The organism is Chryseobacterium wanjuense (genome assembly GCF_900111495.1).
In the GTDB taxonomy this organism is placed as follows: domain Bacteria; phylum Bacteroidota; class Bacteroidia; order Flavobacteriales; family Weeksellaceae; genus Chryseobacterium; species Chryseobacterium wanjuense.
On sequence record NZ_FOIU01000002.1, the window covers coordinates 511,387 to 532,522 of the forward strand.

Sequence of the window (21,136 nt, forward strand, 5' to 3'; positions counted from 1 at the left end):
AAATGGCTTCAAACAAAATACAATTTAGAAGTATTCACGAACTTAAAGATCCGGCTTTAAACAATAAGCTGGCTCAGAAAGAGTTCCAGGAAGAAATTCCTGTAGAAGATTTCCTTGGAGATGCGGAACAGAATGAGTCTGGTACTTCAAGAAGAGATTTCTTAAAATTATTAGGGTTCTCTACTGCAGCAGTTACTTTAGCTGCCTGTGAAGCTCCGGTAATTAAAACGATTCCGTACGTGGTAAAACCGCACGATATCATTCCGGGAGTTCCAAATTATTACGCTTCAACATATTTCGACGGGTTTGATTTTGCTAGTGTTTTAGTAAAAACCCGTGAAGGTAGACCAATCAAAATCGAACCGAACCCAGCTGCCGGCGATTTAGGAAAAACTAACGCAAGAGCTCAGGCAAGTGTACTTTCTCTTTATGATAACGATAAAGTAAAACAACCTAAGTTTGAGGGTAAAGACGAAACTTTCGATAAAGTAGACAGTTTTGTTATCAAAGGATTGGATGAAGCTAAAGCAGCAGGTAAAAGAATCGTGTTATTATCACATTCTTTTGCTTCACCTACTTTCAAAAAATTGTTCGCTGAATTTAAAGCAAAATATCCTACAGCTGAATTAGTAACTTACGATGCGTTCCCTTACGCTGCAGCATTAGATGCCGCTCAGGAAGTTTTCGGAACAAGAGCATTACCTGTTTATGATCTTAACGGAACTGAATTGGTAGTAGCTTTCCAGGCTGATTTCTTAGGAGATTATAATGCTTCAAGCTTAGAAACATCTTACGCATCAGCAAGAAAGCCGGGCGAAAACATGTTGAGACACATCCAAGTGGAATCAAACATGTCATTGACAGGTGCGAATGCTGACTCAAGAATCAGATTAAAGCCAAGCCAGGTAAACAAAACTTTAGTAGAAGTTTACAACGCAATCGTAGGTGGCGGTACTTCAGACAAGACTGCTTCTGAAATTGCAAAAGAACTTCAGGCAAAAGGCAGCAAAGCTGTTGTATTCGCTGACGGGTCTAAAGGTGCTCAGGTTTTAGCTCACTTAATTAACCAAAAATTAGGATCAGTTGCTTTCACTGGTAAAGCTAATTTCCTAAGAGATTTCGATAAAGCAAGATTCCAGGAATTCCTTGGATGGGTAAATGCAGGTCAGGTTGGTGTTTTAATAGCAAACAATGTAGATCCAATTTATTCTTACCACAAAGGAGAAGATTTCAAAAAATCTTTATCTAAAGTTCCTTACGTAATCGCTGTTGCTGATAAGAAAAATGAAATGTACAAAGCAGCTAAGGCTGTAATTCCTGTAGCCAACTGGTTGGAATCTTGGGGTGATATTGAGCCTCAGACAGGTGTATATTCATTAATGCAGCCGACAATCCAGAAAATCTACAAATCAAGACAGATCGAAGAATCTCTATTGGTTTGGAAAAATGGTAAAAACAATGCTGCTAATAATTATTATGATTATTTAAAAGCTAGTGCTTCTTCTATTTTAGGGGGAACTTCTTTCAATAAAGCTTTATATAACGGTATTAGTGTTTCTCCAAATGCTACGACATTGTCTTACGCAGGAGGAAATGCTGCACAGGCTATTGCTGAAGTAAGCGGTTTCAAACCTTCTGATCTAGAATTGGTATTATATACTACAACCGCAATGGGTGACGGTACTCAGGCAAACAACCCTTGGTTGCAGGAATTACCGGATCCGATCACAAGAATGTCTTGGGATAACTACTTGACAATTTCTCCTAAAGATGCAGAAAGATTAGGTATTGAAAACGATCTTAATGCAAGAATGCAGTTGGATGGTTCTATCGTAAACCTTACTGTAAACGGAGTAACAATAAAAGATGTTCCTGTATTCATCCAACCTGGACAAGCTGAAGGATCTGTAGGTCTTGCACTTGGATATGGTAAGAAAAACTCAGGAGCTACAGCTGATACAGGTGTAAATGCTTATCCTTTATTTGATGGTTCTAACTTAGTTGTTTCTAATGTTAAAATCGAAAAAACAGGAGAAGATCACCAATTCGCAGGTATCCAGCTTCAAAATACATTGATGGGACGTTACGAAATTGCTAAAGAAGTTCCTTTGGCTGATTTCTTAAACGTAGCATTCGACGACGAACATAAAGGATGGAATAAGCCTTTGGAATATCATACGATCAGCGGAGCACTTCCTGCAAGAAAGATTGACCTTTGGGATGCTTTCGATGATACGGATGGGCCTCACTTCAACTTATCAATCGACTTGAACTCTTGTACTGGTTGTGGAGCATGTATCATTGCTTGTCAGGCAGAAAACAACGTTCCTGTTGTAGGTAAAGAAGAGATCAGAATGTCCAGAGATATGTATTGGTTAAGAATTGACCGTTACTACTCTTCAAGACAAAAAGTGGAAGTATATGAAGGATTAAAAGAAGGAATGGCTGTTCCGGAATTGTACGGAACTGCGTTCGGAGACGGAGGTGCATTGAACCACCCTGCCGATAATCCTGATGTAATCTTCCAGCCGGTAATGTGTCAGCACTGTAACCACGCTCCTTGTGAAACTGTATGTCCGGTTGCGGCTACTTCACACAGTAAGCAAGGTCAAAACCACATGGCTTACAACAGATGTATCGGTACTAGATATTGTGCCAACAACTGTCCTTACAAAGTAAGACGTTTCAACTGGTTTACATACAACCTAAACGATAAGTTCGATTTCAATATGAACAATGATTTAGGAAGAATGGTACTAAACCCTGATGTTGTTGTAAGAACAAGAGGGGTGATGGAGAAATGTTCAATGTGTATCCAAATGACTCAGAATACTATTCTTGAGGCTAAGAAAGAGGGAAGAAAAGTGAAGGATGGAGAATTCCAGACTGCTTGTTCTAAAGCTTGTTCTACCGGAGCAATGACATTTGGAGACATGAATGATAAAGATTCTGCAATTAGAGAGCAATATGCATCTAACAGAAGATATTATTTACTAGAGGAGATCGGAACAAAACCAAACGTGTTCTATCATACTAAAGTAAGAAACAGAGTAGAAAAATAAAGTTTAAATAATAAATAGGTAAAAAATGTCAGGACATTACGAAGCTCCGATAAGGGAACCTCTAATTATTGGTCACAAAACTTATCACGATATTACAGAAGATATCGCACGACCTATCGAAGAAAGAGCAGGCAAATTATGGTGGATCTCATTATATGCAGCCTTAGTTCTATTCATCTATGGATTTGGGTGTATCGCTTATACTATCGGAACAGGTATTGGAGCATGGGGACTTAACAGAACTATTAACTGGGGTTGGGATATCACCAACTTCGTATGGTGGGTAGGTATCGGTCACGCCGGAACACTTATCTCCGCAGTATTATTATTATTTAGACAGAGATGGAGAATGTCTGTAAACAGATCTGCGGAAGCGATGACGATCTTCGCGGTTGTACAGGCAGCAATCTTCCCGGTAATCCACATGGGTAGAGTTTGGGTAGGATATTGGGTATTCCCTTTACCAAACCAGTTCGGTTCTCTTTGGGGGAACTTCAACTCTCCTCTACTTTGGGACGTATTTGCGATCTCTACGTATTTCTCAGTATCAACAGTATTCTGGTTCATGGGATTGATTCCTGACTTTGCAATGATCAGAGACAGAGCAAAAACACCTTGGACTAAGAAAATTTATACATTCCTTGCATTCGGTTGGGGTGGTAAAGCAAAACACTGGCAAAGATTCGAAGAACTTTCTTTGGTTCTTGCAGGTTTAGCAACTCCGCTTGTATTCTCAGTACACACTACCGTATCTTTTGACTTCGCAACTTCGGTTATTAAAGGATGGCACTCTACAATCTACCCTCCTTATTTCGTTGCCGGTGCGATCTTCTCAGGATTTGCAATGGTACAAACACTATTGTTAGTTGCAAGAAAAGTTTGTCACTTAGAAGAATATATTACAATGTATCATATCGAAATCATGAACATCGTAATTATCTTGACTGGTGGTATGGTAACTGTAGCTTATGCAACTGAATATTTCATCGGATGGTACTCAGGATCTAGATTTGAAGATTTTACATATCTTTCTCCGGGTGCTGCTGTTGGACCTTACTGGTGGGCTTTCTGGGCATTGATTACTTGTAACTTGATTATTCCTGCTTCATTCTGGTTCAAGAGACTAAGAACGAACATTATCTGGACATTCATTGTTGCATTAATTATCAACATCGGTATGTGGTTTGAGCGTTTTGATATCATCGTTATCAACCTTTCAAGAGACTACTTACCAGGATCATGGACTATGTTTAAGCCAACGATCATTGATGTGGGTGTATATTTAGGAACTATCGGATTCTTCTCTGTATTATTCTTATTGTACGCAAGAACATTCCCTGTAATTGCACAGGCAGAATTAAAATCGATTTTGAAAATCTCAGGTGAAACTTATAAAGCAAAAGAAGGAGATGAGCACCACTAAAATTGTATACGGACTTTATGCTGACGACGACGATTTAATGAACGGCGTTAAAGCATTCAACGATAAAGGAATCGCAATCAACGAAGTTTATACTCCGTTTCCGGTTCACGGGCTTGACAAAGCTTTAGGGTTAAAGAAAACAAGAATTTCTGATGCCGCTTTCATCTATGCTTGTTATGGAGTAACAATCGGTGCTACTTTAACTTGGTATGTGATGAATCACGACTGGCCTCAAAACATTGGTGGTAAACCAGCTTTCGATTGGGGACACAACATGCCTGCATTCGTAGTACCAATGTTCGAGCTTATGGTATTTTGTGCCGCTCACATGATGTCATTAACTTTCTTGGTAAGAAACAAAATGTATCCCGGAGCTCCTGCACAAAACCCGGATCCGAGAACAACGGATGATAAATTCATGATGGAATTTGTGACTGATGATGTAGAATCTGTAAAACAGTTGCTAATTGAAACTGGAGTTGAAGAAATAACTGTTAAAGATGCTTAAAATGAAAAAGAATGTATTAAAAATTACAGCAATTTTAGGTTTAACAACAGTTTTACTTAATTCTTGCGGACCAAAAGAAAACGTACCTTTAGTATATTTCCCGGATATGTACTTTCCCGTAGCTTACGATCCATTGATGAAAGCTCAGGATGCATATTCAGATCATGAAAACGAAATTCCTGCTTTTGTTAAAAATAATGGAGCAACAGGTCTTACTCCTGTAGAAGGTTCTGTTCCTCAAAACAAAGACGGTATTTTTGAAGAAGGATTACTTCCTAAAAATGTAGACGAATACAACGCAGGCTATGACGCTTCGAAAAATATAACAACTTCCCCTTTGAATCCTGCTAATGCGGAAAAAGATATCGAGAGAGGAAAAATGTTATTCGACAAAACTTGTGCTGCTTGTCACGGAACAGGAGGAGATGGACAGGGACCAATCGTACAGTCAGGAGCTTTCTCCGGTGTACCAAACTATGCTGATAGAGAAATTACTGTAGGATCTGTTCATTATGTATTAACAAACGGTAGAAACGCAATGGGGTCTTATGCTGGACAATTGAACGCAGGAGACAGATGGAGAGTAGCAATGTATGTGATGAGCGCCTTCAAAAAAGGAGCAGCAGCACCGGCAGCAGCTACAGCGGCGACAACAGAAGCAAAACCTGAAACTACTACCGAAACTAAAAAATAAGAAAAGAAATGTATAGTTTTTCACCAAAATTAAAATCAACTTCTATAATCCTTCTTGTTGTAGGTTTAGTTCTATTCGGTATCGGTTTCTTTATGAACAAAGGAATCAGTACAGACAGAATTAAAGAAATGATGGATGCAGTACATGCTTCCGGTCATACAGCTCCTACGCATTCAAGCGAAATGGTAGGTCCTCAGGACGAAGCTGCTCACCTTGAGCATGCTACTCTACAGGTTCACAACCAGCCTTTGGCATCGCTGCACTTTGTAGCTGTCTTTTTCTTTGGAGTTAGTTGTGCTGTATTGTTCTTTTACTGTATTCAGCATGCTGCACACGCAGGTTGGCCAATTATTATTACAAGAGTAATGGAAGCTATCGCTTCTTATATTCCATATGGTGGTGCAATTTTGATTATTCTGATGATTTTAAATATCACTCATAATGGTCACCTTTTCCACTGGATGGATCCGGATTTGACAGATCCAAACTCTGCTCATTTCGACGTTATTCTATTTGAAAAGAAAAAGTTCTTAAACATTCCTTTCTATGCTTTTAGAACTTTCCTATATGTAATCGGGGCATCTTTCTTCGCTTGGAAGCTTAAAGCTCAATCTAAGAAAGTGGATGAAACAAAATCTAAAGTAGATTATCAAATGCTTTACAGATGGGCAGTAGGATACATCGTATTCTTCGGATTCTGTTCTGCAGCTTGGGCTTGGGACTGGTTGATGTCTATTGACCCTCACTGGTATTCTACAATGTATATCTGGTATTCAATGGTTAGCTGCCTTTCAAGTGGTATCGCGGTAATCATTCTTTTAAGTGTTTACTTAAAGAAAAACGGATTCCTGCCTCAGTTCAATGACAATCACTTACACGATTTAGGAGTATTCCTTTTCGCTACAAGTATGCTTTGGACATATACATGGTTTGCACAGTTCATGCTATATTGGTATGCCAACGTTCCGGAAGAGGTAAACTACTTCTTTGGAAGATTCCAGCACTACTCTCCTACATTCTTACCGATGTTGATCATCAACTTCTTATTACCTCTATTGGTATTAGTAAGCAGCAGCATCAAGAGAAATTATAAAGTAGTGACTACCATGGCTATAGTAGTTATCTTAGGACACATCTTAGATTACTTCAACATGGTAATGCCTGGAACAGTAGGTCCATATTGGAACACTCCTGAAGTATTTATCTTGATCTTAGGAGCAATCTTGTTCATCGTGGGATTATTTATGTTTACTGTACTTACAGCTTTATCAAAATTAAAGTTGATTCCTACAGGAAACCCATTCTTACACGAATCTGAAATTTATGAGTATCCTTTCTAAGGACTTGTAACAAAATAAAACTGAAAAAGACTGATTATTAAAATGATCAGTCTTTTTTTATGCAATAATGTGAATAATAGAAAATTTTTCAGGCAACCTTTTTCATTTTTATTCGTCTTATCATTAAAGTTCTGATTTTAATTAAAATTCAACAAACGTCATGAAGAGAAATTATTTTTTATTCTTATTTGTTTTAATTCTTAGCAGCTTTAATGCACAAACTATCACATTCGTTTCAGAAAGAACCAACAAGCCGCTCCCGAAAGTTTCTGTTTTCGGAAAAGACGGAAGTATTTTGGCCTATTCGGATATCGATGGTAAAATTGACAAACAGACATTAAAGCCGGAACAGGAAAAATTCCAGCTGGTTTACAATAATTTTCCCGTTGCCACACTTGCTTATGCTGATTTTGATAAAGATGTAATTAAAATTATTGACAATGTAAAAGATATCGAAACAGTCGTTATCAAAAACAACAAGCCTGCAAAATATATTACTTTAAAAGGTAATTTCAATTCTTATGTTACGGTCAATAACAAGTTAAATTGCTATGCCGATGGAATTGTCACGTATATTTTCGACAACAAAACAAAAAAACTTAAAAGCACCAACGTAGAACAATACAGAGTATACCGATTGGAAGATGCCAAATTCGAAAAGAAACAAACCGCAATGTGGGATTACGATGGAACTCTGGAGGTTCCGGATCTTAAGGAAGTGGGAAATATTTTAGACTTTAAAAGAAGAAATTCCACCATCAAAGAGCTGAAAGGCGAACAAAAAGATCAGATTGAAATCACCGGAGAAGCTTTACAGAAAAAAGAATTTGCCTTATTTGGATACAGATTTTTTGATATGAAAAGTATTTTAAATGCATCTTACGAAAAATCAACACAAAAAACACTGCGTGATTTGTTGGAATTCAATGAAATCGGATTTATAAAACTTAAACATAAAACCGAACCCGATTACAATCAATTGGTTCTTTATACAAATTTTTACCCTACAGAATTCAGTTTCAGTAACAATAATGATATTGAAAAAGTAAAATTCAAGACTGATCATAGCAGCTACAAGACAAAATACTGGGAAGATTCATCGTTTCCGAATATGCAGACAGTCTTCAGTTCATTTTTTAAGGAAAACTTAAAAGAGCAACAAAATGAAAAATAAAAACCTTCTATTAATAAAGGTTTTATTAAATTTGTGGCAAACAGAATAAAAATGAAAAAGTTGTCTTTTCTTCTAGTTTTCAGCTTGTTGCTTTTTACAGCATGTAAAAAAGACTCTGTAGATGCTACAAATACGAAAACTTTACAGTCAAGTATCAATGATATGACAGCCAGCCTTTCTACCATTAAACAGATTAAGTTTAATGAAGCGCTTTATATTTTAAAGACTTTTGGAGTGGAAGCAGATGGCGATGTCGCAGAACTAAAAGCTCTTGGCCAATTAATTAACGGAAAAAAAGTTCCCGAAATCATGTCAATGGCAGATCAGGTTGCCCAGAAAAACGGCATCGAATGGGCAAGTACAGCTCCTCCGTCCTTAGGTGAAATGAATATCTTCGGCGACGAAAAAGCTAAAGAAAGCGATCCGAATGATGTGAAAGCAAGCTCACTAAGCGTCATCACAAGACCTACCGGAGATGATGGAACCGGCGCACCGACAGCACTTCAGATCGTACCAAGACTGGTAGACAATACCGGAAATCCTGTTTCATTTACAGGAGCGGGTCTGGAAGCAACTCTTGAAGTTTTCAGCAACGGGGTAAAACTATCAACAGCGAAAAATTTAATGCAGGATAATAATTTTAAAGGTTTTAATTTAAAATTTTCATCAATTCCTGCGGCTAAAGTAATAGATAATAAAATCGACATCACTGTTTCTGTAAAAACTACAGCAAAAACATTTAAAATGTCTAAGATAGGACTAGATGTAAATCCAGCCTTATTAAAAGTTCCGGCTCCGCCAAAAGTGGATTCCACAGCAGTAAATACGGATCCGGCAGTAATTGATCCAAATAATCCGGGCGCAACGACACCAACTACAGATCCTAATGCAACGCCTTCACCGGCAACAACTCCGGCGACTCCAAAACAGCCTGCTGCAGATCCTAAAAATGTAGTTTCAGCGTTTTTGAATAATGTAAGTTCTCAAAATTTAAAAGCAGCTTACAATTCATCGAGCAATCCGAACTGGGGAAGCTATGAATCTTTCTCAAATTCGACTTCCGGTTTTGGTTCGGTAAAGAGTGTAAGTGTAAAAAATATTACAACAAGCGCAAGCAATCCCAATGCAGCAAGTGTAAATGCAACGTATGACGTAACTGATAAAAGTGGAAAAACAACCTCTTTAAAAGTTACTTTCGGACTTAAAAACGTAAACGGAGACTGGAAAATTTCAAGTTATAAAACCAATCCATAAATGGCTTCTCAAGAATTAATTAAGAATTTAGAAGAGACGATAGAAAATATCCCAGATTTTCCGATTCCAGGAATTCAGTTCAAGGATATCTCCCCTATTTTCTTAAACCCCAAACTGTATGAAGATGTGATCGCCGATCTTGTCGCTTTCAGTAAAGGAAAAGTAGATGCGGTCTGCGGAATCGAAAGTCGCGGCTATCTTTTCGGGATCGCCATCGCTGTTGCTTTGGAAGTTCCATTTATCTTAATCAGAAAATCGGGCAAACTTCCGCCACCGGTTATTTCAGAAAAATATGACCTTGAATACGGAAGTGCTATCATCGAAACCCGTGAAGGACAGATAAAACCCGGACAAAGAGTTCTTATCCATGATGATCTTTTAGCAACCGGAGGAACAACGGAAGCTGCCGCAAAACTGGTCGAAAAACAAGGCGCTACGGTTTCTCAATTCAGCTTTTTAATTGGTTTAAAAAGTTTGAACGGTGAGGAAAAGCTGAAAAAATTCAATGCAGAAGTTTATCATATTTTAGAATATTAAACTTTTCATTTCAAAGATAAATGCTTCGACTCTGCTCGGCATGACATTGTGAAAAACAGTCTGTTTTATTATTCATTAAGATAAGGCGAATAGTATTAGAGATGTCATGCTGGGCGGAGTCGAAGCATATTTTTTTAATAAATTCACGATTCACAATTAACAATTCACTTCAATTCTTCAAATAAATTCAATAATACGCACAAAGTATTTTGTAAATCATTCAGAAACAATTAAATTTGCAGTTCAATTTTTAAGAATTTATGGCAAAACTTACAAAGAATGCTCACAATGAGCAAGAAGGTAAAGAAACAGTGGAGTTTTTTAAAGATCTTGACAGAGAGGCTTTAAACACAGAAAGATTCCTTGAAAGATATTCAAAACCATTAGGTATTGTTTTTGGAGTACTTGTTTTAGGTGTTCTTGGTTTCTTTGGATACAAACAATTCGTTGTGGCTCCTAAAAATGCTGAAGCTGTAAAAAGTTTCCTTGCTGCTCAGAAAAATCTTGCTGATGGTAAAGATAAAGAAGCTCTGGGAGGGAAATCTGCTGCAAATCCTGGGTTCTTGGGAACTTACAATGAATATTCTGGAACGAATATCGGTAAACTTTCTGCTTATAATGCAGGAATATTGAAATTCAAAGAAGGAAAATTCCAGGAAGCTTATGATCTTCTTGACAAATTTTCTTCTGACAACAAGACGATGATGGCGATGAAATACGGAGCTATGGCAGATGCACAATCAGGTCTTAATAAAAATGATGACGCTTTACAATTATTAGACAAAGCTACATCTGCTTCTGATGATCCTTACACCATGTATTATTTTACAAGAAAAGCAGGTATTCTGGCTTTAGGATTGAATAAAAAAGCAGAAGCTAAAAAATATTTCGCAACTATTGACGAAAAATATCAGGACTACGACAACGGAATGTCTGATTCTTATATTGAAATGACTAAATATTACTAAATAATGGCAACAGTTAATCTTTCCGATTACAAGCCACTTAATATAACCAATGCCGATGAGTTTTCTATCGGCATTGTTTTTTCTGAGTGGAATGATTTTGTAACCTACAATCTTCGTGATGCAGCTCTGGAAATCCTTCAAAAAGAAGGAATAAAATCTGAAAACATCAAACTTTTTCCGGTTCCGGGTGCTTTTGAACTCAACTACGCAAGCATGCAGCTTTGCAAAGAAAGAAAATATGACGCGATCATTGCGATCGGATGCGTTATCCGCGGGGAAACTCCACATTTCGACTATGTGTGTTCGGCCGTGGCTCAGGGAATCAAAGATTGTAATATTCTTACGGATACCCCTACCATTTTCTGTGTACTGACAGACGATACAAAAGAGCAATCTATCGAAAGAAGCGGCGGAGACCTGGGAAATAAAGGTGTTGAAGCAGCAGTAACGGCTTTAAGAATGATCGATTTCAGGAAAAATCTTTCCAGCAAGAAAGGAAATATTGGTTTTGGACATTCTTAATTTTAACAGTTTTTATAAAATTTAAAATATGAAGGGCTATTTTTATAGCTCTTTTTTCATTTAAAATAGCAGGTTATATGATTATTTTTTCGAAATATGGATTTTTTAATAATATTTTAAATATTTATAAAGTTTCTAATTAATATCCAATTTTAAGATTTTATACGGAAAAATTATATACATTAACTAAATTTGTAAGAATTATATTTTAATCATTACAAATGTTTTTGCAAAAAATAAAACCCTTTTTATATCTGGGCGTTTTTTATCTTATCATATCGTTGATCGTAAGAATTATTTTCTTCTTTCATCCCATTACTACAACGAGCTTCGGTTTTTTTGAAATAATAAAAATCTTATTGATCGGGATAGTCAATGATTCTTTTGTATTCGTTTTAACATGCCCGTTTTTAGCGCTTTATTTTTTGTTTTTATCCGATTCAAAATACCAAAAGCCTTACGGTCATATCATTTTGGGAGTATTGATGCTTCTTTTTTTATACATCCTTCTCATTCCCAATAATATTTTCAAGCAATACGGAGGTTCGATCGCGGAGATCGCATTAGCTTTTATAGGATTAAAAATCATTTTCTTCGGACTTATGCTTTTCCTACCGGAAAAACGTATAAAAATCAGGAACACACTATATTTTATTACCGTTTTTCTCTATGTTTTATTAATAGTTTTCAATGCGGTAAGTGAATATTTCTTTTATAACGAATTTGGTTTAAGATATAATTTTATTGCGGTAGATTATCTTATCTACACCAACGAGGTGATCGGCAACATTATGGAAAGTTATCCGGTGGTTCCTTTATTTCTCGGGATTTTTGCCGTTGCAATTCTGATTACCCTTTTCATATATAGAAAAACAAAAAACGAACTTCAGGAACTTCCGAATCTGAAACAAAAACTGATTTTGCTGGGTTCTTTTGTCGCACTGGTCGGAATAAGTTTGTTAGGGTTAAATTTTACAACAAAGATTAAACCTGCTGACGTTTTTGAAGAGGAAATCCAGGCGAATGGCCTTCCGAAATTTTATTGGGCATTTACTCATAATGAATTAGATTATTTTCAATTTTACCCTGAGATCAATGAAAAGCAGGCGGAAAGAAATTTCTTGAGTCAATTTTCAGAACCCAAGTTACAAAGAAGCATTACTTCAGATCAGCCTGAACTAAAGAAAAATGTAGTTTTAATTTCCATTGAAAGCTTATCTGCAGATTTTTTACAGCATTACGGAAACAAACAAAACCTGACACCTTTCCTTGACAGTTTAGCAGATCAATCATTGATGTTTACCAATCTTTACGCAACCGGGAACAGAACCGTTCGCGGTCTTGAAGCTTTGACGCTCTGCATTCCGCCAACGGCCGGAGAAAGTATTATTAAAAGAGAAAACAATAAAAATAAATTCACGACGGGAAGTGTTTTTAAATCTAAAGGTTATGACGTGAAATTTTTGTACGGCGGCTATAGCTATTTCGACAATATGCAGGATTTCTTTGCAGGAAATGGCTATGGAATTGTAGACAGAAATAATTTTAAACCCGAAGAAATCACTTTCGCGAATGTTTGGGGTGTTTCCGATGAAGACATGGCTAAAAAAGCGATCCAGACGATGAATGCAGAAGCAAAATCCGGAAAACCGTTTTTTAACCATTGGATGACGGTTTCCAATCACCGTCCTTTTACCTATCCTGAAGGAAGAGTCGATATTCCCGGAAATGCAAAATCCCGTGAAGGTGGCGTAAAATATACCGATTATTCATTGCGAAAGTTTTTTGAAATGGCTAAAAAACAGGACTGGTATAAAAATACCGTGTTTATCATCATTGCCGATCATTGTGCTTCAAGCGCAGGAGATACGGAACTTCCTATGGATAAATACAGAATTCCTGCAATGATTTTTTCAGAAGGGTTTATCAAACCTCAGAAATTTACGAAGACAATGTCGCAGATCGATGTGATGCCTACTCTTTTTGGATTGCTGAATTTTAATTATCAATCAAAATTTTTAGGACAGGATATATTTAAAAAAGAATTCCAGCCGAAAGCTTACGTTGCAACTTATGAAGACTTGGGATTCATAAAGGATAACTATTTAACGATTATCTCACCAGTAAGAAAAGTAAAGCAATATGTTTTAACACAACAAAAAAATATGCAGGCTCCCGATTTCAATATTTATTTTGATGAAACAAATGTCCCCGCCCCTAATCAGAATAAGAAGCTGGTTGAAGAAACAATTTCAGCGTACCAGTCAACATCTTATTGGTTGAAAAAAAATCAGCTCAATCGTTAATAATTGTAAAATATTCCTTCCATTCATAGAAAGTAAACATTAAATTTTTAAATTTACATACAAAAATTACAAACTATGAAATGGACAGACGACAGAGGTGGTAATGTAGAAGACAGACGCGGACTTGGCGGCGGAGCCGTTGTAGGAGGCGGATTGGGAACTCTTATTATTGCTGCAATTATATTTTTCCTTGGAGGAGATCCTTCTTCAGTTTTATCTTCCGGAGGTTCCGGATCAGTAAATACCGAACAACGGGAACTGAATGAAAATGATAAAAAGATTGGGGAAATGGTAGACATGATGGGAAAATGGAACATCATTACCTGGGATCAGGTTTTCAAAGAGAACGGAATGACCTATACTCCTCCAAAAATTATTCTTTTTGAAAACACGACACAATCCGGATGCGGAACCGCACAATCTGCAATGGGACCTTTTTACTGTCCTGCCGATCAGTCGGTTTATATGGATATGAGCTTTTTTAATGAACTACAATCAAGATTTGGAGCAAAGGTTACAGAATTTACTGTTGCATATGTTTTGGCTCATGAAGTAGGCCATCATGTTCAAACTCTTTTAGGAACAACTCAAAAAGTGGATGCTTTAAGAAGAAGTGGCAGATATTCTGAAGAACAAATGAACAGAGTTTCTGTAGCAACAGAGTTACAGGCTGATTTTTATGCTGGATTATGGGCCAGAAGAACTGACAGTAGGGAACATATTTTAGAACCCGGAGATATCCAATCTGCAATAGATGCGGCCGAAGCGGTGGGAGACGATAATATCCAGAAAAGATCACAGGGGTATGTCAACCAGGAAAGCTTTACACACGGATCTTCTGCGCAACGTAAAGAATGGTTTATGAAAGGCTATAACAGTGGAGATATCAGACAAGGTGATACTTTCAACCAGCTTTTAAAATAAATTTTAAATAAGATAAAAATTAAAAACCCCTGAAGAAATCTTCAAGGGTTTTGTTTTATTGCAATTCGATTGGATTACTGTTTCTTTTTGCTTCATCTTTTATTCTCTCCTCCATTCTTTTTCTCATATCTGCCGGATTTTGGTTTCCGCCACCACCGCCTCTTGGAGCAGAGATTCCGCCTCCACCCATTACACGGGTTTGTCCGAATCCGCCTCCGCCTTGCGTCATGAACGACATCGGATCTTCCATGAATTTTTTCTGCTGCTTGGCAAAATCTGCTCTTTTTACTTTAATGGTATTTCCGAATTGATTCATCGAAGGAAAATCGGCAATCTTATAGTTTTTCATTAAATCAAAAGAATATTCTCCTTTATCATCTTCTACTTTTACGATAAGTCCGGGAAGTCCGCCAAATTTGTAAGGCCCGTCCTGATAAGGAAGATCTGTGGTAAACCATGCTGTCCATTTTCTTCCTCCGAAATCGGTTTCTGCTTTCTGAACCTTATATTCACCGATTTTCATCGTTTCAGACGAAATTTTCCAGTTGATCGGTCGATCTTCTTCGTATGTATACACATCTCTTCCGATTCGGTCTTTAAAGAAAGTTTTCTGATTTTTTTTATCTTTTTCGATAGAATAATTAATATTCGATCTCAAACCTTCCATTTGTTCTCTATTAATACTTCCTCTTCCACCACCACTCTGGAAGGCTTTCTGCATGATAGAATCTCTTTTTATCCTGTTTTCAGAATAGAAAACCGATTTTTCAGGAGAAATATCCAGGTATGCATTCTCTGTTTTAATATCACTCTTATTCGAAGCGTCGGGTTTCATAGTCACCTGATACACAAATCTATTGACCTGTGCAAAAGCGGTCTGCATGAATAATGCTAAAGCAATGATGCCTAATTTTTTCATTATATAATTTTATTTTAATTCAATTGGGTTTTGACTTCCACCGGTAAAAGGAATATTTTCTGCCCCAGAACTCTGCATCGGAAAATTATTTCCTCCCATTCCTTCCCTGTGCATTCCTCCACCGTGTCCGCCCCGCATTCCGCCCATGCTGCCGCCATTCATTCCTCCTCCATGTCTGCCGCCTGAAAAATTCTACATTTCAGGGCTTTTACTTCCGGCAATCGCTTTTCTGTTTTTATTAAATTCCAGTTCCAATGCCGCTTTGTCTCCGTTAAAATCTCTTCTTGTGCTTTGTTTCACATCAGACTTCATCGGTTCTTCAAAAGCATTCTGAATGGTGATTTTTTTAACAAGATCAAATTTGTAATCTCCTTTGTCATCTTCTAATTTTACGATAAGTCCCGGTAATCCGGAGAATTTATACGGTCCGTCGGAAATATTGATGTCTTTTGTAAACCAGGCCGTCCAGATTCTTCCTCCAAAATTGGCAACGGCTTTTTGAGCAGGATACCCGTTTTGCTTTTCCGTCACATCAGATATTTCCCATTTCAAAGGTCTGTCTTCCTGATAATAAACTTGTTTTCCGCCTACTCTGTCATAATAATAAACCTTTTGTTCCGGAATATTTTTAGTGATAAAAAATTCAAAAAAAGTAGGTTCTGCATGTTTTCTCACCTCAGTTTTTGACAAATCTTTCTTATCTTTTTTACGTTCTTCTTTCTCTTCAGGTTTAAAAGAGGCAAAAAGAGAATCTTTAATTAATTTATTTTCACTGATGAAGAAAGATCTATTTCCTTTAACATCCAGGAAAGTTTTTTCTATCTTCATGCTCACCAGATTAATAGAATCCGGATTCACTGCAGTTTCATAAATATATCTCGTGGTCTGTCCATAGGACAATGACGCTAAAAACAACACAAAAAAACCAAGTAATTTTTGTCTCATTATTAATTTTAATTATAGATGAAAAATAGCATTCAAAGTTAAATCAAAAACGCAATCTGCAGATTTTCAGAAAAAAGTTTATGTAATTTTAACATTAAATTTATCTTAAAAATAATGCTATTAAGAACAGAATCATTAAAATAGATATCTTCGATTTGAGATTGCGGAAATTAGTTCGTATTTTTGCACCATTAAATCATTCTAAATAAATACAATGATAAAAGTATCAGATCAAGCAAAGGCAAAAGCCATCCAACTGATGACAGAGGAAGGCTTCAACCCTGCTGAAGATTATATAAGAGTGGGGGTGAAAAGCGGAGGATGCTCAGGTTTAGAATATGTTTTGAGATTTGACAACGAAAAAACAGACACTGATCAAATTTTTGAAGACAATAACATCAAAATTATTGTAGATAAAAAATCAATCCTCTATTTGGCAGGAACTACTCTTGAATTTTCAGGAGGTTTAAACGGAAAAGGATTTGTTTTCAACAATCCTAACGCATCCAGAACATGTGGGTGTGGTGAGAGTTTTTCTTTATAATTAGAAGTTAGGCCCAGAAGTTAAATAACACTGACATCTGAAGCTAACATCTAAAATCTAATAAAATGAGTAAATATACTGAAGACGATCTAAGAGTCGATCTAGAAAATAAAAAATATGAATTCGGCTGGGAAACGAAAATCGACTATGAAGATTTCCCGACTGGTTTAAATGAAGATATCGTCCGAGCAATTTCCGCTAAAAAAGAGGAACCTGAATGGATGACAGAATGGCGTTTGGAATCTTTCAGAATCTGGTTGAAAATGGTGGAGCCTACTTGGGCAAACATCAAGTATGAAAAACCGGATTTCCAGGCAATTAAATATTACGCAGCACCGAAAGCTAAGCCGGAATTAGAAAGCTTAGACGAAGTAGATCCTGAATTATTGGCAACTTTTGCAAAATTAGGGATCAATATCGAGGAGCAAAAAAGACTTTCCGGAGTGGCTGTAGATATCGTAATAGACTCGGTTTCTGTAAAGACAACTTTTCAGGATACTTTAATGGAAAAAGGAATTATTTTCTGCTCTATTTCTGAGGCTATTAAAAATCACCCTGACTTGGTGAGAAAATATCTTGGAAAAGTAGTTCCGAGAGGAGATAACTTCTATGCAGCATTGAATTCCGCAGTATTTTCTGACGGAAGTTTCTGCTATATTCCGAAAGGGGTAAGATGCCCGATGGAATTATCAACATATTTCCGTATCAATCAAGCAGGAACAGGTCAGTTTGAAAGAACGCTTGTAATTGCAGATGAGGGAAGTTATGTTTCTTATCTTGAAGGTTGTACAGCGCCATCGAGAGACGAAAACCAGCTTCACGCGGCGGTTGTTGAGCTTATCGCTTTAGATAATGCTGAAATTAAATATTCAACCGTTCAGAACTGGTATCCCGGAAATGAAGAAGGAAAAGGTGGAGTTTTCAATTTCGTAACGAAAAGAGGACTTTGCGAAAGAAATGCAAAAATCTCCTGGACTCAGGTAGAAACAGGTTCTGCCGTAACTTGGAAGTATCCGTCTTGTATCTTAAAAGGTGACAATTCAATCGGTGAGTTTTACTCTATCGCCGTGACCAATAATCACCAATATGCTGATACAGGAACAAAAATGATCCATATCGGGAAAAATACGAAATCAACGATTATTTCTAAAGGTATTTCTGCAGGAAAATCTCAGAATTCGTACAGAGGTTTGGTAAAAGTAATGCCGACAGCAAAAGGTGCGAGAAACTTCTCTCAGTGCGACTCTTTACTGATGGGTAATGAATGTGGAGCACATACTTTCCCTTACATCGAAATCAAAGATCCTTCTGCACAACTGGAGCACGAAGCAACGACTTCAAAAATCGGGGAAGACCAGATTTTCTACTGCAACCAGAGAGGTATCGATACAGAAAGAGCAATCGCTTTGATCGTAAATGGTTTCAGCAAAGAGGTTTTGAATAAATTACCGATGGAATTTGCTATTGAAGCTCAGAAATTGTTGGAGATTTCTTTGGAAGGTTCTGTAGGATAAGACTTCGCTCAGTCTGACCAGTTTTGCCATTCTGAATGAAGCAAAGCGGAGTGAAGAATCTAAATATAAAAAACAGATTTCTCCTTCGTCGAAATGACAACAGAAAGAAAAAAGTACATTAAGATAGATCAGATTTTAATGTTTAAAAATAAAAAATAATATTTCATTCGCCAGCGTTGATGCCTTTGTTAATTGTAGTTTAGTGTTACAAAGGATATACTCAAAGTTTGACCTTGCGATAAATTTGAAAATATGTTAGAGATAAAAAACTTGCACGCCCAAATTGAAGACGGCGCAGAAATTTTAAAAGGTATCAATCTTGAAATAAAACCGGGTGAAGTTCACGCGATCATGGGACCGAACGGAGCCGGTAAATCTACTCTTTCTTCTGTAATCGCAGGAAAAGAAGATTACGAAGTTACAGACGGAGAAATTATTTTCGATGGTGAAAACATCATCGAAGATGCTCCCGAAGAAAGGGCTCACAAAGGAATTTTCCTTTCTTTCCAGTATCCGGTAGAGATTCCGGGGGTTTCTGTAACGAATTTCATCAAAGCTGCGATGAATGAAAACAGAAAAGCAAACGGATTGGGAGAAATGCCCGCAAAGGAAATGCTTGCGATGATTCGTGACAAATCTGAAAAATTAGGCATTAAAAAAGATTTCCTTTCAAGATCATTGAACGAAGGTTTTTCGGGAGGTGAAAAGAAAAGAAACGAGATCTTCCAGATGATGATGCTTAATCCGAAACTGGCTATTCTTGATGAAACCGATTCAGGATTAGATATCGATGCATTGAGAATCGTTGCAGATGGAGTAAATGCATTTAAAAATGAAGGAAATGCAGTGCTTTTGATTACCCACTATCAAAGATTGCTTAATTATATTCAACCTGACTTCGTTCACGTTTTAGCGAACGGAAAAATCATCAAAACCGGAGACAAATCTCTTGCTTTGGAACTGGAAGAAAAAGGGTACGACTGGCTTCTTAACTAAGAAGAAAAAGATTATTTCAGAGATTAAAAAAATTTCGTTGTCATTCTGAATGAAGCATCGCAAAGTGAAGAATCTCTAATAGTAAAAATTAGATTTCTCGTTCCTCGGAATGACAATATTTTAGCTCAAAAAAAAGAAAAAATGGTGCAAACCACAGATATACCAGTAATGGCATTAAAAGAACAAATTACAGAAAATCACGGTGAATTTTTGGAGAGTCTTCGTCACAGATTTCTGGATGATGATAGAAAGGCTGCTCTTCAAAGGTTTGAAAATCTTGGTTTTCCGACAAAAAAAGACGAAGAATATAAATATACCAACCTAAAGGAGATTACTGAAAAAGGGTACAACTTTTTCCCGAAAGAAAGTCACAATATCACAAAGGAACAACTGGATGAGCTTCATCTTGGTGAAGAAAATTTTGACTGGATCACTTTCGTAAACGGTAAGCTTCATAAAGAATTATCAAATGTTTCGATTGAAAATGTTGAGTTTCTTTCATTTAATTATGCATTGAATGACGAAAAGCACAGAGATGTTTTTGATCAGTATTTTAATACAATTGCTTCAGATAAATCTGCTTTTACGAACTTAAATCAGGCTTACTGCAAGTATGGTTTCTTTTTGAAAGTTCCTAAAAATGTAGTGATTGAAAAACCAATCCATATTTTCTACATTTCTCAGAATCAGGAAGAAAACACATTCTACAACACAAGAAATTTATTAATCGTAGAAGAAGGAGCAAAAGTGGAAATCATCGAAAGTCACCATAATTTTGACAGTACTTATGTATTGACCAATTCTGTGACAGAAATTTTCACCCATCCTAATGCAAAAGCAGACTGGCACAAGCTTCAGAATGATAACGACACTTCATATCTTATCGACAATACTTTCGCAAAACAGGAAAAAGACAGCTTAACGACTGTGAATACGTTCTCTTTCGGAGGTAAACTGGTAAGAAACAATCTTGATTTTATTCATAACGGATCGAATATCAATTCATTCATGAACGGGATCACGATCATCGGAAAAGATCAGTTGGTAGACCACCACACGGCGGTTCACCACAATCAGCCGAACTGTGAAAGTTATCAAAACTACAAAGGTATTTTCGATGGAAAATCTCACGGGGTTTTCAACGGGAAAGTTTTTGTAAATAAAATTGCCCAGAAAACCAATGCTTATCAACAGAATAACAATGTTTTATTAAGCGAAGGAGCAACGATTGACACAAAACCGCAATTGGAGATTTTCGCAGACGATGTGAAGTGTTCTCACGGTTGTACGGTAGGTCAGCTGAATGAAGACGCGATGTTCTATCTGAGAGCAAGAGGTATTTCTAAAAAAGAAGCACAGGCTTTATTGTTGTATGCATTTGCCAACGATGCGATGCAGAATATTGATATTGAGCCTTTAAAAGAAAAAATTTCAAAGCTTTTGGCTGAGAAACTGGAAGTTGATATAGAGTTTTAACAATATATAATTGATAAATAAAAAAGCACT

At 36.8% G+C, this 21,136-nt stretch carries 19 protein-coding genes; 16 read left to right on the forward strand and 3 right to left on the reverse strand.

The annotated features are described in order from the left end of the window. The first annotated feature begins 2 nt into the window (after positions 1–2). The 12 genes from BMX24_RS14045 (at position 3) to ypfJ (ending at position 14,712) form a co-directional block, all read left to right on the forward strand. On the forward strand, positions 3–3,062 hold the full coding sequence (locus tag BMX24_RS14045; protein WP_089793737.1) for a TAT-variant-translocated molybdopterin oxidoreductase: 3,060 nt from the start codon (positions 3–5) through the stop codon (positions 3,060–3,062). Positions 3,063–3,087: 25 nt separating this feature from the next. Beyond that, on the forward strand, positions 3,088–4,485 hold the full coding sequence (gene nrfD / locus BMX24_RS14050) for an NrfD/PsrC family molybdoenzyme membrane anchor subunit (protein ID WP_089793739.1): 1,398 nt from the start codon (positions 3,088–3,090) through the stop codon (positions 4,483–4,485). After that, entirely contained in the window at positions 4,472–4,993 is a 522-nt protein-coding gene (locus BMX24_RS14055) for a DUF3341 domain-containing protein (RefSeq protein WP_027381050.1), read from the forward strand. Before nrfD ends, BMX24_RS14055 begins: the two co-directional genes overlap by 14 nt. Next, positions 4,986–5,687, forward strand: a complete 702-nt coding sequence (locus BMX24_RS14060; RefSeq protein ID WP_089793741.1) for a c-type cytochrome — start codon at positions 4,986–4,988, stop codon at positions 5,685–5,687. Before BMX24_RS14055 ends, BMX24_RS14060 begins: the two co-directional genes overlap by 8 nt. An 8-nt stretch (positions 5,688–5,695) precedes the next feature. Further along, a complete protein-coding gene (locus tag BMX24_RS14065) occupies positions 5,696–7,027 on the forward strand; it encodes a quinol:cytochrome C oxidoreductase (protein ID WP_089793743.1) in 1,332 nt (443 codons plus the stop codon). 160 nt (positions 7,028–7,187) lie between these two features. Continuing rightward, positions 7,188–8,201, forward strand: a complete 1,014-nt coding sequence (locus tag BMX24_RS14070) for a hypothetical protein (RefSeq protein WP_089793744.1) — start codon at positions 7,188–7,190, stop codon at positions 8,199–8,201. Positions 8,202–8,252: 51 nt separating this feature from the next. Continuing rightward, the gene (locus BMX24_RS14075; RefSeq protein ID WP_089793746.1) at positions 8,253–9,455 is read left to right on the forward strand and encodes a RodZ family helix-turn-helix domain-containing protein; all 1,203 of its coding nucleotides are present in this window, start codon (positions 8,253–8,255) and stop codon (positions 9,453–9,455) included. Further along, positions 9,456–9,992 carry an adenine phosphoribosyltransferase gene (locus BMX24_RS14080; RefSeq protein WP_089793748.1) on the forward strand — a complete coding sequence of 179 codons (537 nt, stop codon included), beginning with the start codon at positions 9,456–9,458 and terminating at the stop codon, positions 9,990–9,992. 260 nt (positions 9,993–10,252) lie between these two features. Beyond that, positions 10,253–10,960 (forward strand): YfgM family protein, encoded by a 708-nt coding sequence (locus BMX24_RS14085; RefSeq protein ID WP_089793750.1) that lies wholly within the window; start codon positions 10,253–10,255, stop codon positions 10,958–10,960. A gap of 3 nt (positions 10,961–10,963) precedes the next feature. Beyond that, the gene (gene ribH, locus BMX24_RS14090) at positions 10,964–11,482 is read left to right on the forward strand and encodes a 6,7-dimethyl-8-ribityllumazine synthase (protein WP_089793752.1); all 519 of its coding nucleotides are present in this window, start codon (positions 10,964–10,966) and stop codon (positions 11,480–11,482) included. A gap of 221 nt (positions 11,483–11,703) precedes the next feature. Continuing rightward, entirely contained in the window at positions 11,704–13,788 is a 2,085-nt protein-coding gene (locus BMX24_RS14095; protein ID WP_089793754.1) for an LTA synthase family protein, read from the forward strand. A gap of 75 nt (positions 13,789–13,863) precedes the next feature. After that, on the forward strand, positions 13,864–14,712 hold the full coding sequence (gene ypfJ / locus BMX24_RS14100; RefSeq protein ID WP_089793756.1) for a KPN_02809 family neutral zinc metallopeptidase: 849 nt from the start codon (positions 13,864–13,866) through the stop codon (positions 14,710–14,712). A gap of 55 nt (positions 14,713–14,767) precedes the next feature. Here ypfJ and BMX24_RS14105 read toward each other — a convergent pair whose 3' ends face one another. Genes BMX24_RS14105 through BMX24_RS14110 form a run of 3 tightly spaced genes read right to left on the reverse strand, consistent with a single transcriptional unit; the run spans position 14,768 to position 16,576 of the window. After that, on the reverse strand, positions 14,768–15,631 hold the full coding sequence (locus BMX24_RS14105; RefSeq protein ID WP_089793758.1) for a GLPGLI family protein: 864 nt from the start codon (positions 15,629–15,631) through the stop codon (positions 14,768–14,770). A gap of 9 nt (positions 15,632–15,640) precedes the next feature. Further along, positions 15,641–15,793, reverse strand: coding sequence for a hypothetical protein (locus BMX24_RS21215; protein WP_170835715.1), 153 nt, complete (start codon positions 15,791–15,793; stop codon positions 15,641–15,643). Between the two features lie 30 nt (positions 15,794–15,823). Then, on the reverse strand, positions 15,824–16,576 hold the full coding sequence (locus tag BMX24_RS14110; RefSeq protein ID WP_089793759.1) for a GLPGLI family protein: 753 nt from the start codon (positions 16,574–16,576) through the stop codon (positions 15,824–15,826). A gap of 214 nt (positions 16,577–16,790) precedes the next feature. Between BMX24_RS14110 and BMX24_RS14115 the strand changes: the two genes are divergently transcribed. From BMX24_RS14115 to sufD, 4 genes are all read left to right on the forward strand, one after another. Further along, positions 16,791–17,120: a HesB/IscA family protein gene (locus BMX24_RS14115; protein WP_089793761.1), complete on the forward strand. Its 330-nt coding sequence runs from the start codon at positions 16,791–16,793 to the stop codon at positions 17,118–17,120. A gap of 65 nt (positions 17,121–17,185) precedes the next feature. Continuing rightward, positions 17,186–18,634 carry a Fe-S cluster assembly protein SufB gene (sufB, locus tag BMX24_RS14120; protein ID WP_089793763.1) on the forward strand — a complete coding sequence of 483 codons (1,449 nt, stop codon included), beginning with the start codon at positions 17,186–17,188 and terminating at the stop codon, positions 18,632–18,634. Positions 18,635–18,886: 252 nt separating this feature from the next. Beyond that, entirely contained in the window at positions 18,887–19,630 is a 744-nt protein-coding gene (gene sufC / locus BMX24_RS14125) for a Fe-S cluster assembly ATPase SufC (RefSeq protein ID WP_089793765.1), read from the forward strand. Between the two features lie 168 nt (positions 19,631–19,798). Next, complete coding sequence (gene sufD, locus BMX24_RS14130) at positions 19,799–21,106, forward strand: Fe-S cluster assembly protein SufD (protein ID WP_170835732.1); 1,308 nt, start codon at positions 19,799–19,801, stop codon at positions 21,104–21,106. Positions 21,107–21,136: the final 30 nt, after the last annotated feature.

Coding starts and splice junctions, on each gene's coding strand:
- BMX24_RS14045 (WP_089793737.1), top strand. CDS start 3: ATGGCTTCAAACAAAATACAATTTAGAAGTATTCACGAACTTAAAGAT.
- nrfD (WP_089793739.1), top strand. CDS start 3,088: ATGTCAGGACATTACGAAGCTCCGATAAGGGAACCTCTAATTATTGGT.
- BMX24_RS14055 (WP_027381050.1), top strand. CDS start 4,472: ATGAGCACCACTAAAATTGTATACGGACTTTATGCTGACGACGACGAT.
- BMX24_RS14060 (WP_089793741.1), top strand. CDS start 4,986: ATGCTTAAAATGAAAAAGAATGTATTAAAAATTACAGCAATTTTAGGT.
- BMX24_RS14065 (WP_089793743.1), top strand. CDS start 5,696: ATGTATAGTTTTTCACCAAAATTAAAATCAACTTCTATAATCCTTCTT.
- BMX24_RS14070 (WP_089793744.1), top strand. CDS start 7,188: ATGAAGAGAAATTATTTTTTATTCTTATTTGTTTTAATTCTTAGCAGC.
- BMX24_RS14075 (WP_089793746.1), top strand. CDS start 8,253: ATGAAAAAGTTGTCTTTTCTTCTAGTTTTCAGCTTGTTGCTTTTTACA.
- BMX24_RS14080 (WP_089793748.1), top strand. CDS start 9,456: ATGGCTTCTCAAGAATTAATTAAGAATTTAGAAGAGACGATAGAAAAT.
- BMX24_RS14085 (WP_089793750.1), top strand. CDS start 10,253: ATGGCAAAACTTACAAAGAATGCTCACAATGAGCAAGAAGGTAAAGAA.
- ribH (WP_089793752.1), top strand. CDS start 10,964: ATGGCAACAGTTAATCTTTCCGATTACAAGCCACTTAATATAACCAAT.
- BMX24_RS14095 (WP_089793754.1), top strand. CDS start 11,704: ATGTTTTTGCAAAAAATAAAACCCTTTTTATATCTGGGCGTTTTTTAT.
- ypfJ (WP_089793756.1), top strand. CDS start 13,864: ATGAAATGGACAGACGACAGAGGTGGTAATGTAGAAGACAGACGCGGA.
- BMX24_RS14105 (WP_089793758.1), bottom strand. CDS start 15,631: ATGAAAAAATTAGGCATCATTGCTTTAGCATTATTCATGCAGACCGCT.
- BMX24_RS21215 (WP_170835715.1), bottom strand. CDS start 15,793: ATGAATGGCGGCAGCATGGGCGGAATGCGGGGCGGACACGGTGGAGGA.
- BMX24_RS14110 (WP_089793759.1), bottom strand. CDS start 16,576: ATGAGACAAAAATTACTTGGTTTTTTTGTGTTGTTTTTAGCGTCATTG.
- BMX24_RS14115 (WP_089793761.1), top strand. CDS start 16,791: ATGATAAAAGTATCAGATCAAGCAAAGGCAAAAGCCATCCAACTGATG.
- sufB (WP_089793763.1), top strand. CDS start 17,186: ATGAGTAAATATACTGAAGACGATCTAAGAGTCGATCTAGAAAATAAA.
- sufC (WP_089793765.1), top strand. CDS start 18,887: ATGTTAGAGATAAAAAACTTGCACGCCCAAATTGAAGACGGCGCAGAA.
- sufD (WP_170835732.1), top strand. CDS start 19,799: ATGGCATTAAAAGAACAAATTACAGAAAATCACGGTGAATTTTTGGAG.